Genomic DNA, 16,235 nt, shown 5'->3' on the forward strand with positions numbered 1-16,235 from the left:
GCGTGCATGTCGGCCGCACCGGTGTCGCCCATCTGCAACTGGTAGCAGTCGTGGCTGCTGATGCCGACGAACACGCCGGTCCGGGTTCCGGCCAAGCTGCCGGGTTCGTTCAACAGCATCAGGAGCTCGCGGGGTCTTCGGGGGCGGTGCTTCGGGCGTGGAGTTCTCGGAGTTCGTCTTCGTCGGGGAAGTGGTCCACTGTGCGCTTCAGGAGGGCGCGGGCCTTCGGGTAGCGGTGCCAGTGGAAGGGTTGCAGGCCTCCGGTGTGGGGCTCGTCGGGCTTGGGGACACGCAGCATCAGGGTGGCTTCGGGGTCGCCGGCACCGACGCCGGCGCCGAGCAGTTCGGCTTCTTCCAGGAGCGCCGCGCACAGGCCGTAGTGGCGGGTCTCGTACTGGAAGGTGGCCTCGTTCTTCCACAACGCGATCATCAGGTCGCGGAGTTCCTTGGTGTCGCGGTAGGCCAGCGCGGTGCGCAGGCGGTGCGCGCGGTCGTGGAACGGGCGCTGGCTGCTGGCGTCCATCGCCTCGGCGATGAGCAGGGTCGCTATCTGGCGCGGGGCTTCGGCTTCGGCGTCGCCGGTCCAGGACTGGTCGGCGAGCAGGGCCCAGGCCATCCGGTCCAGGGCCAGGGTACGGCGATCGCCCAGGGCCGCCGAGCACGCCAGCAGCTTCAGCGCCAACGACAGCCCGGCGTGGTACGCGGGATTGGAGCCGTCCATCTCGCTCAGTTCCTGCCACCACTGCACGGCTTCCAGCAGGTCCCCGTCCGGCCCCGGCCGGGTCAGCGACCCGGCCCGCTCGGCGAGCACCACCTCGAGCAGCGCCGCCGCGTCCTTGTCCCGCGGCAGCAGGTCCACGGCGCGCCGCGCGTGCGAGAGCGCCAACACGTAGTCCCGCAGGTCCGACCGCAGCTCCCCGGTCCGCCGCATGTGCGCGGCGCCCAGCTCGGCCTGGAGTTCGGCGACGTCCGGCGCGACGGACAAGGCCCGTTCCAGCACGTCGACCACGCTCTGCGACAAGCTGACCGGGGTGGCAGGAGCGTCGCCCTCGCCGTTGTCCGCGCTCCCGGAGGTGTCCCCGATCCGGGCGACCGCACCGACCACGGCCATGTTCACGGTCTTGGTGGCGTCGGCGATGAAAGCCGTCCCGGTGGCGGCCATGTTCACGGTGGGCGTGGCGTCGACGGAGACCGGGCTCTCCCCCTCCTGCGCCCGCCGCAGCAGTTCCTTCGCCGCGTTCAGCCCGGACTCGGCGGCGATCTCCACCCACACCGAATCAGGCTTCTCATCCGGATCCAGGGAAGCCGCCCGGGCTATGCATTCCAGCGCCGGTGCCCACTTCTCGTCCAGATGCAGTTCCATCCCCCGCATGACGAGCGTCTTGCGCAGCAAAGCGGTCCACGCCTCGTCACGGTCGCCTTCCGGGACGGTGTCCAGGGCCGCTATCGCCGCCTCGTACTTGCCGTCCTCATACAGGAAGTGCTGCGGACCGTAGGGCCCGTACAAAGCGGCGATCCGCACCGCCGCGTCGTCCTCGGCGGCGTCGGGGTCCACCGCGTGCATCGCGTCGGCCAGCTCCCGCCACTCGGCCAGGGCCGGCGTCTCAGGCTGCTGACGCAGCAGGGCGTCCAGCGTCGGGCTGGCCACCGGATCGGCCGAGCACGCGAACACGTCCATCCCGACCCGGACCGTCCAGGCGTCCACCTCGTCCCCGCCCCGGTATCCGGACAGGTCGGCGAATCGCAGGTCGTTGCGAAGCTCGTCCAGGAGCTTGCGGCGGGTGCCGGCTATCCGCTCATGCTCGGTCTCGACGTCGGCGACCCCGACGACCTGCACCCAGAAGTCGGGCGCGTACAACGCCGTCACCAGCGCGCCGATCGTCCACATCCAGTGCTCGTCGGCACCGGAGGTCCGAGCGAGCTGGTACGCCGACAGGCCCAGGGCGTGCAGCAGCCGGGCGTTGGTCGGGTCCTCGCGCACCAGGGCCAGGTACCCGTCGAACGCCTCTTCAGGACGTCCCTCGTCAGCATGTTGCCGCGCAGCGTACTCCGCCAGCGCCTCCAGCGCGGCGGCGGCCTGCGGCTGCTCGGGCTGGATCCGCAGCGCGTGCCGCAGATCCCCCAGCGCCAGGTACGGCTCGCCCCGCTCCATCGCCGCGGCCGCGCGCCGGATCAGCAGCTCGACGCCCTCGGTCTCGGCCTCGGCGGGCAGCCGGACCAGCGCGCCGTCCAGGTCGCCGGCCTCGGCGCGGATCAGGGCCAGCTGGCGCCGCAGCGGCGGGGTCAGGGTGCTGTCACCGAGGGCGTCGGCCCACGAGGTCAGGGTGCGTTCGGCCTCGTCCGGGACGCCGGCCTTGCGGGCCGCGTACAGCAGCGATTGCAGGGCCGGGCCGGCGCAGCGCTCGCATCGGTGGGAGCCGGATCCGGTCGGCCGGAACAGGTGGGTCCGGCAGCCTTCCCGGCCGCAGCCGCCGCAAGCACCGATCGCGTCCTTACCGCACTCGACGCCGATCACGGCCACGCACGACAGCGGCGGGTCCTCCTCGTCGGGCTCGGCTTCGGCGGCCAGCCGGGAGGCGGCGACCAGCGGTCCGGCGTTGGCGATCTCCTGGATGTCCAGGCCCTGGGTGTCGTCGATGCGCAGGCCCTGGTCCTCGGCGTCGGTCTTGGTCGCGGTCGCGGTCGCGGTCTCCGAGTCCTGCGGTGCGGCGGGCGCGCCGTCGGCGTCGTTCCCCAGGAACCGCTGGTACCAGCGCACGGCGTCGTACCAGTGCCCGGTCCGCTCGGCGTACAGCGCCCGGGCCCGGGCCACCGCCGGGTCGCAGTCCGGGTCGTCGGGCAACTCGGCGAGCAACGTCTCGGCCTGCTCGATCCGGTCGTCCAGCAGCGCGGCCACGGCCAGGTGGCAACGGTCGCGCATCCGGCCGGCGGGGTCCAGGAACGTCTCCAGGTCCGAGGTCGAGCCGCCGGCCAGATCGACCAGGCCGCGCAACCGGTTCTGCCGACCGCGCAGGCCGTCCCGGTCGTCGCCGCCGCCGACCGGCAGGGACGCGGCCAGGTCGAGCGCCACGGCCGCCTTCTCGCGGTTGTCGGCGATCTCCCGGCCGGACATCAGCATCCAGGCCGCTTCGCGCAGCGCGGCCTCACGCAAGGCGGTGCGGTGCTCGATGACGTCGGGGGAGTCCAGGTAGGCGATCTGCCACTGCAACCGCGCGGCCGTCGGGTCGTAGCCGAGCCGCTTGCGCGCCTCCCGGTCGCGGGCCACGGCCTTCCAGTCCCGCAGTTCGCTGGTCCCGAGCCGGTCCCAGGTGTCGATCGCGTCCGCCGGATGGTTGGCGCGCAGCTGGGCCAGGCCGTAGTGGAAGGTGGCCATGCCGCCCCAGTAGGTCGACTGCCCGGATTCCGGTTCCAGCAGTCCCTGGGCTTCCTTGCGCCGGCCGGCGGCCAGCAGTACGGCACCGAGCCGGATCCGCGCGGCCCGCGAATGCGCGTCGTGCCGCAGCGCCGCCTGGTAGTGCGCGATCGCCTCGGCCGGGCGGCCGGCCTGCTCCCGGAGCAGGGCCAGGCCCAGGCGGGCCGGGGCGAAGGCGGCCTCGACGGCCAGCGAGTTGCTGAAGTGGTTCCAGGCCAGGTCGTCCGAGCCGAGCTGGACCGCCAGCCGGCCGAGCGAATAGTGGATGCGCGGGTCCTGCGGCGCGTACTGCGAGGCGGTGCGCAGGTCGGTCTCGGCCTGGTCGGTCCGGGCCATCTGCTGGTGCGCCAGGCCGCGGAACAGCAGCGCCTCCGGACGCAGCCAGGCGCCGCGCGACCACGGCGAGGCCGGGCCGGTGCCGCGCCGGAAGGCCTCGTCGTAGGCGGCGATCGCGTCGTCGTAGCGGAGCAGGGTGCTGAGCTGGATGCCCCACCGGAACCACAGCTCGCCGCTGCCGCCGGGCACCGCGGCCGCCAACTGGTCCTCGGCCTCCTTCACCCGGCCGTCGCGGCGCAGCATGGTGGTCAGCGCCAGCACCGGCCAGTCCACCCCGGGCAGCGCGGCCAGCGCGGCCCGGGCGGTGGCCTCGCGCTGCGCGGTCGGCCCGGTGGAGCAGGCGCGCTGGAGCCACATGACGGTGCGGATCGCCGTGTCCTCATCGCCCGGTTCCAGGCCGTAGGTGATCGACTTCAGGAAGTCGATGATCGGCTTGAGGTCGCCGTCCTCCAGCCGCATCCGTTCCTCGGCGAACTGCCGCACCAGCCAGCGCGGCAGCTGCCGGAAGGGTTCGGACAGCAGCGGATAGGCCTCGCGGAAGCGGGCCATGGCGTCGGTGAAGATGCCCATCGCCAAGATGGTCTCGGCCTCGCCGAGCAGGGCCAGACCGCGATAGTGCTGCAGGTCCTCAGGGGCCGAGGCCAGGCGCCGGGACAGGCGGGCATAGCGGTCGCGCGCACGCTCCGGCTGACCCACCGCCGCCAGGTCCTCCGCCTTCGCGAACTCCTGGGTGATCCACTGCGGGTCCGTCCCTCGTCCACGCCCCAGCAAGGCCACACCGTCCTATCAACCCGTATCGCTGCCTACAGCTTGGCACAAGCGCCGCCACCCGTGCCCGGGAGGCTCCGGCTCCGTGTGCACCGACCTGTTGTTCTCCCCAGTCGGTGCAACACAGTTCACCCGGGCTCCACCCCAAGATCACCTGGCGTGTGCGCTCTGTGCCCCTTCGCTGTCGTCCTGTCCCCGCCGTATACCGATTACGACGCGGTGATCGCCGGGAAGGTTCCGTTTCCCGAAGCGGGGATGCAGTTTTGACTCGGTCTTGACGGTAGTGGCCCCGCTCTCAGTGTTCTATTCCGCCTATCAATCCGAGCTGCCGCATCTGCGTCGCGGTGTCGACAACACCCCAGGTCTGCGCGATCCGGCCGGCCCCGTCGAGCCGGACGATGAAGATCTCGTTGTAGGTGATCTTCTTGCCGGTCGGCTCGACGCCCATATAAACACCCTGATGTGTGCCGGTGACCACGTTGCGGTAGACGATCTTGTTCCCGGCCACGATCCGGTCCTCGGTGTGGATGTGCAGGTCGGGGAAGGCGGCCAGCAGCGTCTTGAACACCAGCTTCTGTGCTTCGGCGCCGCTGACCCGAAGCTTCAGCGGGGTGCTCACGATCATGTCGGGCGCGCAGGCCCGGTCGATCGCCGCCATCGTGGCTTCCAGGTCGCCGCTGTTGACCGCGGCCTGGACCCGGTCCAGGGCCGAGAGCTCGGCGGTCGTGGAAGTGTTCTCGCTGGTCATATCCGCTCCTTGAAGCCTGGTCGGTGCTTGCTGCTCACCTACCGGGACGAGAGAGCGCCATCGGCGGTGACATGCCGGAGCACGCCACCGCCGATCCGGTTTGAATCCATACTGGCAATCCGTATTGCCGAGCTGTACCGCCGATCCGATGCCGCTGAGCGGAGTCCTCAGCCCTGACCGTGGTTGCCGGTGCCCTTCAGGAACACCGGGTTGGTCAGCGCGGCCATCGGGCCGAACATCAGCGCGTCACCCATCGTGTTGCCCTGGCCGGCGGTGCCGTCGGCCATCGGATGCCGGATCTCGGCCCGGACGTAGGCGGCCAGCGAGGGCGTGGTGCGCCAGGTGAGGACCCCGTCGCCGTTCGCGTCCAGCGACTGCTGGAACATCTGGCCCTCGTCGGTGATCAGCCGGACGGTGCCGTTCGGGACGCCGTGCGCCTCCAGCCGGACGTCCACCGGGGCCTGGGTCGGCAGCGTGAGCGTCTGGCCGATGCCGGCCTGCTTGCCGCCGCCGGTGACGGTGAAGTCCACCCGCACCGAGCTGGACTCCGCGATCCAGTTGCGGCCCGCGCGCAGGCCGTCCATCAGGGCGTCGGTCCGCAGGTCCTCGGCGTAGACGACGTTCTGCGGCAGGCCGATCACCTGCGGCACGCTGTGCGCGTCGCTGTTGCCCACCGCCGGGAGCCAGCGCTTGCCGGAGCGGACCGCCTCGCCGAGCTTCTGGTCCCAGGTGCTGACCGCGTGCTCGTCGTCGTAGGTCCACGGGCCGGTCCACACCTCGGTGGCGTCGGCGTCGTCGAACCCGAACTTCCACTGGCAGGCGACGTAGGCGCAGTACATGTGGGCCGGCACGACCAGGCCGCCGTGCTTGCGCACCTCGCGGGCGAAGCGCGGGAAGGCGTCGTCGCGGCTGCGGTAGCGCCAGTCGATCCACTCCCCGGCCGGCAGGCCCATCGCCACCCAGTGGCCGTTGCGGGTGGTGATCTCCTCGCCGGTGATGATCAGCAGGTCCGGGCCCGCGTACTGGCCCCAGACGCCGTGCGAGGCCGAGGTGTTGTGGTCGGTGGAGACCATGAAGTCCAGGTTGGCGGCGCGGGCGCCGGCGGCGACCTCGCTGGGCAGCCGCTTGCCGTCGGAGTAGACGGTGTGCAGGTGGCAGTCGCCGCGGTACCAGGCCTGGCCCCGGCCCTTGGCCCGGGTCGGCGGGTAGTTCGGCACGAAGGCCGGGCCCGGCTTGCCGTAGGTCAGGGTGACCTGGACCTTGTAGTTCATGCCGGTCTGCGCCACCTGGTACGGGCCCAGCGCGATGTGCCAGGTGCCCTTGTTGACCGGGCCGGGCAGGTAGCCGGGGGTGGCCTCGGAGGCGTTGATCGAGAACGCGGTGCGGAAGCCGCCGGACCAGCCGCGGAAACCGGGGCCGCCGAGGGCGACGCCGCGCTCGTCGAACACGCCTATGTCGCACGAGTTCGTTTTATCCCCGGGCACGACGCTGGGGTTGTCGTAGGAGTAGCTGACGTCGATCTGCTTCACCCCGGCCGGGATCACCACCGGCAGGTAGACGAAGTCGACGACGCCGGTTTCGAGGTGCCCGGTGATGGTCTGGGAGACCTGGGTACCGTCGGCCGGGGCGCCGGAGCCGGACCCGCTGGCACTGTCGGCGGCGTGGGCGAAGGTCATGGGGCCCAGGGTGAGCGCCGCGGTCGCGGCGCCGACCGTCAGGACGCCCCGGCGGGACAGGCCGGAGGCGGCGGGGTCGGCCGGCTCGGGCAGCGGTGCGACGTTGTGCTCGCAATAGCCATCTGTGCACATGGTTACCGACCTTCGGTGATGCCGGTGAACCCGGCATGAGCGTCAAGCGAAAGGTTGTGGACGGGGCGGCGAGGAGTGCTGAGGACTCGCGTGGGGTGGCGAGGGACCTGCGGTCTGACCGGGGCGAATCCGGGCCCTGACAGCCCGATGCCAGGCATCGTACCGTCACCGTCCTACGGGATGCCGATCTCGAACAGCATGTATCCGGTGAGGGATCCGGAGGCCAGCGCGGTCAGGACCAGCACCGCGACCCGTCCCGGCGGCTTGAGCCGGTCCAGCGCCATCGCCGCCGGGAGCAGCAGCGGGAACGTCGGCAGCAGGTAGCGGGACATCATGCCGAAGATCTCGTGGGTCCCGACCGCCAGGACGACGGTGCAGACGGTGTAGACCGCGAGCACTGTCGGCGGCCGCAGTTGCGCCAGCACGACGAGCAGGACGCCGGTCAGCAACAGAACCCCGACACCGACCAGGTCTTCGGACGCCGCGGCGGATTCGTAATCGCCGCGGCCGGCCAGGACGGCCACGACCACGTGCGCCGTGGACCGGCCGAAGTCGAAGTAGTGGTCCCAGGCGTCGGACTCCAGGATCGAATAGGCCTTGAGGTCGCCGGTCTGCTCACCGACCCAGCCGAGATAGCCGGCCAGGCCCAGCGGCGCGAGCGCCAGGGCGGCCAGCGGCCGCCAGCGCAAGGACGGAAGCCGCCGACGGCCGTCGGCATCACGGAACGCGATACGTCCGTCCTCATCGCGGAGCGCGGCCGGCACGGCTGCGGCGGCGAGCGCCGCGATCAGCGTGAAAGCGGTGGGGCGGCTCAGACCGGCCACCAGGCACACGGCTCCGGCGGTCAGCCACCGCCCGGCCAGGACGAAGTGACAGGTCCAGACAGCGAGGGCGATGTAGAGGGAGTCCGAATACACCGACCACTCCACGCCCGAGCCCGGCCACACCGCCCACAGCGCGGCGGCCAGCAGGCCGACACGGTGGCCGGCCAGCCCGGAGGCGACCGCGTATATCCCCAGGGCCGCGGCGAAGGAGGCGACGACGGACACTGTCATCCCGGCACCGTAGGAGCCCAGCCCGGTCGTGGCCGAGACGGCACGGATCAGGCCCGGATACAGCGGAAAGAACGCTGCCGAGTTCTGCTCCACCGACCAGTGGCCGCTGCCACCGGGCACCGGAACCAGCTGTGGGTGGTATCCGTGTTCTGCGATCTGTCGGTACCACCAGCCGTCCCAGGTGCTCAGGACGTCCCAGGCGTGGGCACCGCCACCGTAACGCGGCGCCTTGGACCGGTAGTCGCCGGTGGTGTCCAGGAGCCACATGAACACCAGGAAGCCGATGAGCTTGAGGACCCCGTAGACAGCCAGCACCGACGGCGCGGCCTGGCGCAGGGCGACTTGGCGCAGGGCGACTTTGAGGTACTCGGTCTGCGGCCGCTGACGCTGACGCCGACGCTGGGCTCGCGGCCGTGGCGGTTCGGCGGCCGGCAACGTCTTCGGCGCGGGTGATGAGGTGACGAGATCCATGGGCTTTTCCTGGTTCGCTTCCCTGCCGAACGGGTGTCTTGCACTGCGTTCGGGCTGTTTGCGGGCAGGGGGCATCGCTACTTGTGAGCAGGGGGCATCGCGCCGCGGCGACAGATCCGGCGGCGAGTCGGAGTCAGTGCGGAGTCAGTACGGAGTCAGTTCTGAGAGGTGGCCTTCGCTAACCGTGGCTCGTGGACGAAGCGCCAGAGGAGAGGGAGTTGGACGTGGTCGTCGGGGACGTCGTGCCCGAGACCGACGAGTCGGACCCGCCCGGCGAGGTCCTCTGCGGCAGGGGATCAGTTGGCGTCGGCGGCACCATCTGGGTGGGCGCCGGATTCGTAGGCGGGCCCGTCGGCCCGGGACCGGCGTCGACGGCGCGGGGCAGCAGAACCAGCCCGACCGCGCAGGCCGCCGCGGCGATGACCGAGCCGGCCGCGATACGCCGCACCCGGGCCCGTCGCCGGACGCGCACCGCGGCCCACAGCTGTTCCCGGTGCCGCGGTTCGAAGGACCGGGGATCCTGGGGCTGACGCAGCATCCGGATCAGTTCTTGCTCGAAGTCGTCCATCACGCCTCCCTCACCCCGCCGTCTCGTTGACGTCCGCGAAGATCTGACGCAACCGCTCCACGCCGCGCCTGGTGTGCGAGCGCACCGTGCCGATCGGGGCGCCGAGCATCTCGGCCACCTGGCTCTCGGACATGTCCTGGTAGTAGCGCAGCACCACGGCCGCGCGCTGCCGGGGCGGCAGCTGTGCCAGGGCCGCCTCCAACTTCGTGCGCTCGGCCACGGACGCGGACAAGTCGCCCGCGGCCTCGACCTCCGGCACCTGTTCCGAGGGCCGCTCGCCCCACCACCGACGGCGCGCCGAACGGGCGGCCAGCCGCACCAGAACGGTGCGCGCGTAGGCCTCCGGCGCTTCGTCGGCCACCCGTGACCACGCCGACCAGAGCTTGACCAGTGCTTCCTGCACCAGGTCCTCCGCCCGCTGGCGATCGCCGCCGGTCAGCAGGGAGCCGAGCTGGTTCAGCGCCGACCATCGGGCCGCCACGAACCTCTCGAACTCGTCGGTCTGCGACCGTCCCATCGGCACCGTCCTCGTACTTGAGCGTCGTCCTCGTACTACTAGAAAGACGCCGAGCCCGGTTCCGCTATGCAGTGAGAAAAGTGATGTGAGTCATAGCGGTGGCTCATAGCCCGGGGCGCTCCGGCAGCACCGGATACGTCTGCTGCACCACCTCGGTCAGCGCCCGCAGCCCGGCCACCAGCCCGGCGCGGTCGTCCGGGGTCAGCCGGACGACCAGACCGGCGATCTCCCGGTAGCGCTCTTCCATGACCCGGCGGACCAGGTCCGCACCGGCCGGGGTGAGGACCAGGAACTGTTCGCGGCGGCTGTCCGGGTTGGGCTGGCGCTCCAGCAGGCCCGCGGCGGCGAGGCGGTCGGCCATGCGGAGCACGGTGGAGGGGTTCACGCCCAGGTCCGCGGCCAGATCGGCTTGCTTCATCGGCTGCCGGTCGGCCAGCACCACCAGCGTGCGCAGCTGCCGCAGCGTCAAGCTGTCGTCGACCTCGGCCAGGGCGTGGGCCGACAGGCCGACGAACAGGCGGGACGCCGCGAGGACCGCCTCGACGACTTCATGGGTGTCCGGCTCCACAGTCCAGAAGCTACCGCATTGCGGCCCCGGACTGAACCATTGCATAATGCAATGGTAAGGGGAACGCACGCGGGGAGGCCGACCATGGAGGACGAACCGATCCGGGAGTCCTATTCCTTCTTATGCAGCGCCTGCGGCCACGCGTGGCACGAGGACTACGAGATCCGGCGGGTGCACGACAGCCACGGGCTGATCCAGTCCGCCTTCTTCCTCGACGGCCAGCGGACGACCTCACCGCTGACCCAGGGCCGGTGCCCGGGCTGTGCCAGCCCTCGGGTGCTGGTCACGCACCGGACTCGGGGGCGCCGTCCCCGGGGCGGCGCGATGATGGAGGTATCTCCGTAAGCGCGAGGAATGGGAGATCGAGATGACCGGTATCGAAGTCCTGACCGCGGGCCGCTACGGCTACGCCGACCGGCGGATCCACCGCGACGACTTCGCCCGCCAGCTGGCTGTGATGCTGCCCGCCGATGACGACGAGCGTCTGCGACCGGCTGTGGACGTCAACGCCGAGGACCTGGTCAGCGCGGCCAAACTGTGCCGGCACCTGCACGACCGCTATCCGGCCGAACCGCTGGGCCGGCTCGCCGAACAGATCGCCTACCGTCTCGAGCATCCGATCACCCATCCCGGAGCTGTGGTCTTCTACGCCGCCGCCCTGCTGTGTCGCGAGCAGGAGGCGCTGAGCCGGGTGGAGAGCGCGACCATGGTGGCCGCCGTCCTGGAGGCCCGCGCGGCCGGACACGCCGCCGACGCCCTGGAGGCCACGGCCCCGCAGGCCCTGCGTTACACCGTCAAGACCGCGATCGACGGGGACTTCGTCCGCGGCGCGCGGCACCTCAAAGCCCAGCAGAACTGACGCTGCGGCACTGGCAGGCACTGCCAGGCACTAACACCGCGGCACTGGCACCGCGGCCGAACGGGCGATGGCGACCCCGAAAGACGGCGTCCATCCGGACGAATCAAGGACCGTCGTGGGCCGCCATCGGCCGCGTGGGCTGTTGGGGACCGCTCGTGGGCCGCTCGTGGGCCGCTTGGAGGCCGCCGTACGGTGAGTACGGCGTCCCATTTTCCCGTTCGCGACCCGGGACGCCGTCCCCCGCTCCTCACCGCTCCCCCAGACCCGGGGCGGCGCAGCCGACATCCCGGAACTCCAGATCCTGCCCGGTGGACCCGGTAATGTCACTGAATTGCGTCCCCGGCGCAAACCATTGACAGGGACACGTTCGGCGTGCAGGACTGAGTACGAGCGGCAGGCGGAGGTTCGATCCGATGGAGACGATCGACTACGGCACCGGGGATCTGGGCCGGGTCCGCTTCGTGCTGTCGCCGCTCGGACACCTGATACACGGTGTGCACGACGGCCCGTGCAGCCGGCAGTCCCCATGGCGGCAGCGCTGGTGGCCGCGGGCCCGGCGGCAGGTGAGCCTGGGGAACGGCCGGCTGGTCCCGCTGATCAACCGCGCGCATCCGGACGCGCCGGCCTTCCTGCCGCTGGCGATCGCCGGCGACACCGCGGCCCCGACCTTCGAGCAGGAACTGGACCAGCTGCGCGCCACTCCCCCGCATCTACTGGGCTACCGGCTGGCCACGACGCCGGTGCGCACCGACGAGGCCGACCGGCTCATCCGCGGGCTGCGCAACCAGGAGGACGCCTCGCTACGCGCCGTCGTCGACGGCCTGCTGGCGCTGTACCGGGCCACGCTGATGGCGGACTGGCCGACGCTCGCCGAGCGCTTGCAGCGCGACATCTCCATGCGCCAGCGCCAGATCCAGCGGCACGGCACGCTGGCGATGATGACGAGTCTGCACTCTGACATCACCTGGCGGCCCCGCACAGACGCCGACGGCCCGGGCCCGGGCCTCATCCTCGCGCCGTGTCTGTTCGGCCAGCAGCGGACCCATGGCGGCCCCGGCGCGGACGGCACGCAGGTGGTGATCTACCCGACGGCCGAGCTGGACGAGTCCTACGCCGCCCCCGACGACCACCTCGCGGCGTTGCTGGGCGCCGGACGCGCGGCCGTGCTGCGGACGCTGCGGGTCCCGGCTTCCACCTCGGGACTGGCCCGGCGGCTGGGGATCTCGGCGCCGATGGCCTCCACGCACGCCACGTTGCTGCGCAACGCCGGGCTGGTGTCGACGACGCGGGACGGGAAGAGCGTGCGGCATGAACTGACCGCGGTCGGGCGGCAGCTTGTGGAGCTGAACCCGGAGGGGATCGAGCTCTGATTCGCTATCGGCGCTCTCAGCCCTCTGCCTAAGCAGGCGTCTCAGGCCTTTGGCTAAGCAGGCGTCTTAGGCCTCTGCTCGACTCGCGTGCTCAGCGCTTGATCCCGACCCCGGCCAATCCCCAGATCTCTTCCCAGTCCGCACGCGGCTCGCCGTCCGGACGCCACAACGGCCGCGGCACGACACCGGGTTCGACGAGCTCCGTGCCCGCGAACATCGCCGCTATCTCTTCCTGGCCGCGCATATACATCTGCGAAGTCGTCTGGTCCCAGGCCCGCACCGCGGCCTCGGCCTGCGCCGGGCGGCCGCCGTCGGTGATGTGCGAGACCACCAGCGCGCTGCCGGGCGGGACCGCGGCGAGGAACTCCGCGACGATGCCCCGCGGGTCCTCCTCGGGCGCGATGAACTGCAACAGCGAGGTCATCACGATCGCCACCGGCTGCTCCAGATCCAGCACCCGGCGCAGTTCGGGGTCGGACAACACCTCGGCGGGGCGGCGGACGTCGGCCTCCACCACGGCGGTGTGCGCCGGATCCGCGGCGGCCACCAGGGCCCGGCCGTGCACCGCGACCATCGGGTCGAAGTCGACGAAGACGATGCGGGCCTGCCGGTGCTCGGCACGGGCCACGTCGCCGATGTTGCCGGTGCCGGGCAGACCGCTGCCGAGGTCGAGGAACTGGGTGATGCCGGAGGCGATGAGGAAGCGGGTCGCCCGGTTCTGGAACGCGCGGTTCTCCAGCAGGATCTCCCGCGCCTGCGGGACGTGCCGCAGCGCGGTCTCACCGGCCTCGCGGTCCACGTCGAAGTAGTGCATGCCGCCCAGCAGGTACTCGTAGATGCGGGCGGTGTGAGCCTTGGTGGTGTCCAATTCGGGCGGGACCCAGCCCGGGATCAGCGTGCTGTCGATGCTCTCGACCCCGGCCGATTCGGGAAATCCGTCAGTCTTCGAGGACTGATGTTCGTCAACCACCCGCGGCAGCCTAGCGGAGATACCTCTGAATCGGTTCGGGGGCGATCGGTCGGCGGCGGGTCTTGACAGGGCCGTTTCGAGGGTGTTCGGGTCGCCTGTCATTGTCCGGATACGCCTTGGTACCCACTTGTACGTCGTAATGTCGCCCGGCACCTGGTAGAAAGATTTTCCATGTCGAAGAATGCCAGGGCCCGACGAGTACGCCGCCGGCTGATAGCCGGTGTGGCGGTATCCACCATGGTCAGCGCCTCCTCGGTGGCGACCGTCGTCAGCGCGCGGGCCGATGCGACCCCGGCGGCCACGCCGTCAGCGACCCCGAGCACGCCGGATCCGACGCCCACCGCCGGATCCACGCCCAGCTCGGCCGACCCGACCTCGACCACACCGCCGCCGACATCGACACCGAGCACGCCCCCGGCATCGACATCGTCGCCGACCCCGACGCCGACCCCCACGCCGCCGGCGTCGTCGACGTCGAACCCGGCGCCGCCGACGTCGAATCCGACGTCGAACCCGCTCCCGCCGACCCCGACGGGACAGCCGGCCCCGAACCCGAAGCCGGTCCAGCCCCCGGCGCAGCCGGCGCCGCCGGCCAAGAACAAGCCCGCGCCTAAGAATCCGGCTCCCTACATCCCGCCGCCGGACCCGGTCCCGGTTCCGGTGCACCCGCCGGCCGGCGCCGGCCAGTTCGACAACTCGCTGATCGCCACCACGGCCCTGGCCTACGTCGGCCGCTGGGGCGGCATGGCCTGCGTGGACGCCAACCGCTTCCGGTCCGGCCAGTGCCGCGAGTTCGTCGACTGCGTCGTGTCCCTGGCCAGCGGCGGCCGGATCTGGCCGGTCGACCCGAACGGCGACTACCAGGTCGGTTTCAGCTCGGTCGGCGCGGTGCCGGTGGCCCCGGCCGCCGCCGCCGAGGGCGACATCATCCAGATCGGCGACCACGACGACTCCGACCCGCTGCACACCGCGATCGTGCTGTCCAACCACGGCGACGGCACCTACACGGTCGTGGACGCCAACTGGGTCGGCCAGCCGCTGATCCGGGAACTGGTCGGCGTGCACGACTGGACGCCGCCGGCCGCCGCACAGTTCTGGCGGCTGGGCTCGGTCAACCCGAACAACCCCGGCTGGCAGCTGCCGAAGAACGGCGCCGCCTACGGGACCCGGGCCCCGGACACGGCGATCAACCCGGCGCCGCCGGCCCCGACGGTGAGCACGGACGCCGTGAACGGACTGGCGTCCGGGACCATCACGGTGCGCTCGGCCGACACCGATCCGACGCATCCGGCGGTCCGCATGCAGTACTGGGTCGACGGCAAGTCCGACACCGCGATCGACAACGCCCCCGGCGGCGCCCTGCTGCCGCTGGACACCACGACGCTGCCGGACGGCCCGCACGTGATCACCACCCAGGCGATGGCCGCGGACGGCGCCATCTCGGCCCTGTCCGCGCCGATCACGATCAACGTCACGAACCACAAGCAGGCCATCGCCGTCGCGGCCCCGACCGCGCCGCTGCTGTCCGGCACCGTCCCGCTGAACGTCGGCGCGGCCCCGGCCGCCGACCTGGCCGAGGAAACGCTGACGGTGGACGGCGTGGCGCAGCCGCAGCCGCCGGCCGCCAGCAGCGTGCTGAACCTGGACACCAGCACCCTGGTCGCGGGCCCGCACCAGATCAGCGTCGCGGTGACGAACCGCGAGGGCCAGACGGTGACCTGGGGACCGGTGATCGTGACCGTCACCGGCGCGGCCACCGGACCGCGGGCCACCCTGCCCTCGGCCGCCGCCGGGCACTCGGACCTGGTCGCGGTCGACGCGACCGGACGGCTGCTGCGGTATCCGTGGGTCGCCGACGGAACGTTCGGCGTCCCGCAGCCGATCGCGGACGGCTTCGCGGACGTCACCTCGCTCGTGGCGGGACACTTCGCGGGACCGGCCGGGGCGGTGCAGCTGCTCGCGGTGCGCAAGGACGGCAGCGCGCACCTGTATGGCTTCGACGCCACCGGCAAGGCGGTGGATCAGGGGGCTGTCACCGGGGCGCCGTGGAACACGTTCACGCGGTTGGCTGCCGGAGTGTTCAGCAAGGGCGGGCCGGAGGCTGTGGTCGGGATCGATGCCGCGGGGCATGCGCAGCTGATCACGATCACGGTGCCGGCGGCTGGTGGTCCAGTGGCGTCTACTGTTCCGGCTGCTGCTGGTGCTCCGGCGCGTGCTGCGGCGCCCGGTGCTCCGGCGGCGCCGGCCGCTCCGGCAGCGCCGGCAGCGCTCGGTGCTCCGGTCGCAGCGCCGAATGCCGCGGCCGCCACGGCGAAGCCCAGCCTCACGGCCGCGGTGCAGGGGCTGCCGGCGAATCCGGTGCTCGCCGGCGCGGTGACGATCGAGGCCGTGCCGGGGGCGGACGGGGCCGACAAGCTGCTCTCTGTGGACGGTACCGGGGTCGTGGTCACCTACACGCTCACCGGACCGCAGGGGTTCGTTCCGGTCTCGGGTGTGCCTGTCCCGCCCGCCGCGCCGGGTACGGCCAAAACGCCCGCTGGGCCCGCCGTTCCCACCGTGAAGCTGACGACCCCGGCTCCGGCCGCCGCGCCGGTGGCCGGCGATTTCGCCGGGAACGGCCCGGAGATCATGGTGACCGGAGCCGACGGGCAGACCTGGATCGTGTCGCCGGACCATCCCGACCGACCGTCTCAGGGAGCTGCTTTCCTGTCCGACGCCGCCGTCGAGGCCACCCCGCACACCCCGGGCCAGCGCCTCATCCTGCCCGCGGACTGACCAGGCATGT

At 71.6% G+C, this 16,235-nt stretch carries 12 protein-coding genes; 4 read left to right on the forward strand and 8 right to left on the reverse strand.

The features are described from left to right. Window positions 1-118: 118 nt before the first annotated feature. From IZR01_RS23485 to IZR01_RS23515, 7 genes are all read right to left on the reverse strand, one after another. The gene (locus tag IZR01_RS23485) at window positions 119-4,519 is read right to left on the reverse strand and encodes a CHAT domain-containing protein (RefSeq protein WP_194925109.1); all 4,401 of its coding nucleotides are present in this window, start codon (window positions 4,517-4,519) and stop codon (window positions 119-121) included. 292 nt (window positions 4,520-4,811) lie between these two features. Beyond that, on the reverse strand, window positions 4,812-5,264 hold the full coding sequence (locus tag IZR01_RS23490) for an ester cyclase (protein WP_194925110.1): 453 nt from the start codon (window positions 5,262-5,264) through the stop codon (window positions 4,812-4,814). 167 nt (window positions 5,265-5,431) lie between these two features. Continuing rightward, window positions 5,432-7,072 (reverse strand): CehA/McbA family metallohydrolase, encoded by a 1,641-nt coding sequence (locus IZR01_RS23495; protein ID WP_194897482.1) that lies wholly within the window; start codon window positions 7,070-7,072, stop codon window positions 5,432-5,434. Between the two features lie 173 nt (window positions 7,073-7,245). Next, a complete protein-coding gene (locus IZR01_RS23500; protein ID WP_228560069.1) occupies window positions 7,246-8,598 on the reverse strand; it encodes a putative hexosyltransferase in 1,353 nt (450 codons plus the stop codon). Window positions 8,599-8,776: 178 nt separating this feature from the next. Then, window positions 8,777-9,166, reverse strand: a complete 390-nt coding sequence (locus tag IZR01_RS23505) for a cellulase (RefSeq protein WP_194925111.1) — start codon at window positions 9,164-9,166, stop codon at window positions 8,777-8,779. Between the two features lie 10 nt (window positions 9,167-9,176). Then, window positions 9,177-9,683, reverse strand: a complete 507-nt coding sequence (locus tag IZR01_RS23510) for a SigE family RNA polymerase sigma factor (protein ID WP_194897484.1) — start codon at window positions 9,681-9,683, stop codon at window positions 9,177-9,179. 103 nt (window positions 9,684-9,786) lie between these two features. After that, entirely contained in the window at window positions 9,787-10,251 is a 465-nt protein-coding gene (locus tag IZR01_RS23515) for a MarR family winged helix-turn-helix transcriptional regulator (protein WP_323746570.1), read from the reverse strand. 84 nt (window positions 10,252-10,335) lie between these two features. Between IZR01_RS23515 and IZR01_RS23520 the strand changes: the two genes are divergently transcribed. From IZR01_RS23520 to IZR01_RS23530, 3 genes are all read left to right on the forward strand, one after another. Next, window positions 10,336-10,596, forward strand: a complete 261-nt coding sequence (locus IZR01_RS23520; RefSeq protein ID WP_194897486.1) for a hypothetical protein — start codon at window positions 10,336-10,338, stop codon at window positions 10,594-10,596. A 22-nt stretch (window positions 10,597-10,618) separates the two neighbouring features. Further along, the gene (locus IZR01_RS23525) at window positions 10,619-11,110 is read left to right on the forward strand and encodes a hypothetical protein (RefSeq protein WP_194925112.1); all 492 of its coding nucleotides are present in this window, start codon (window positions 10,619-10,621) and stop codon (window positions 11,108-11,110) included. 413 nt (window positions 11,111-11,523) lie between these two features. Then, entirely contained in the window at window positions 11,524-12,480 is a 957-nt protein-coding gene (locus IZR01_RS23530; protein WP_194925113.1) for a helix-turn-helix domain-containing protein, read from the forward strand. Between the two features lie 91 nt (window positions 12,481-12,571). Here IZR01_RS23530 and IZR01_RS23535 read toward each other — a convergent pair whose 3' ends face one another. Next, window positions 12,572-13,450, reverse strand: a complete 879-nt coding sequence (locus IZR01_RS23535; RefSeq protein ID WP_323746571.1) for an SAM-dependent methyltransferase — start codon at window positions 13,448-13,450, stop codon at window positions 12,572-12,574. Window positions 13,451-13,621: 171 nt separating this feature from the next. Between IZR01_RS23535 and IZR01_RS23540 the strand changes: the two genes are divergently transcribed. After that, window positions 13,622-16,225 (forward strand): hypothetical protein, encoded by a 2,604-nt coding sequence (locus IZR01_RS23540; protein WP_194925114.1) that lies wholly within the window; start codon window positions 13,622-13,624, stop codon window positions 16,223-16,225. Window positions 16,226-16,235 lie beyond the last annotated feature (10 nt).

Source organism: Catenulispora pinisilvae (genome assembly GCF_015356865.1).
Taxonomy (GTDB): Bacteria; Actinomycetota; Actinomycetes; order Streptomycetales; family Catenulisporaceae; genus Catenulispora; species Catenulispora pinisilvae.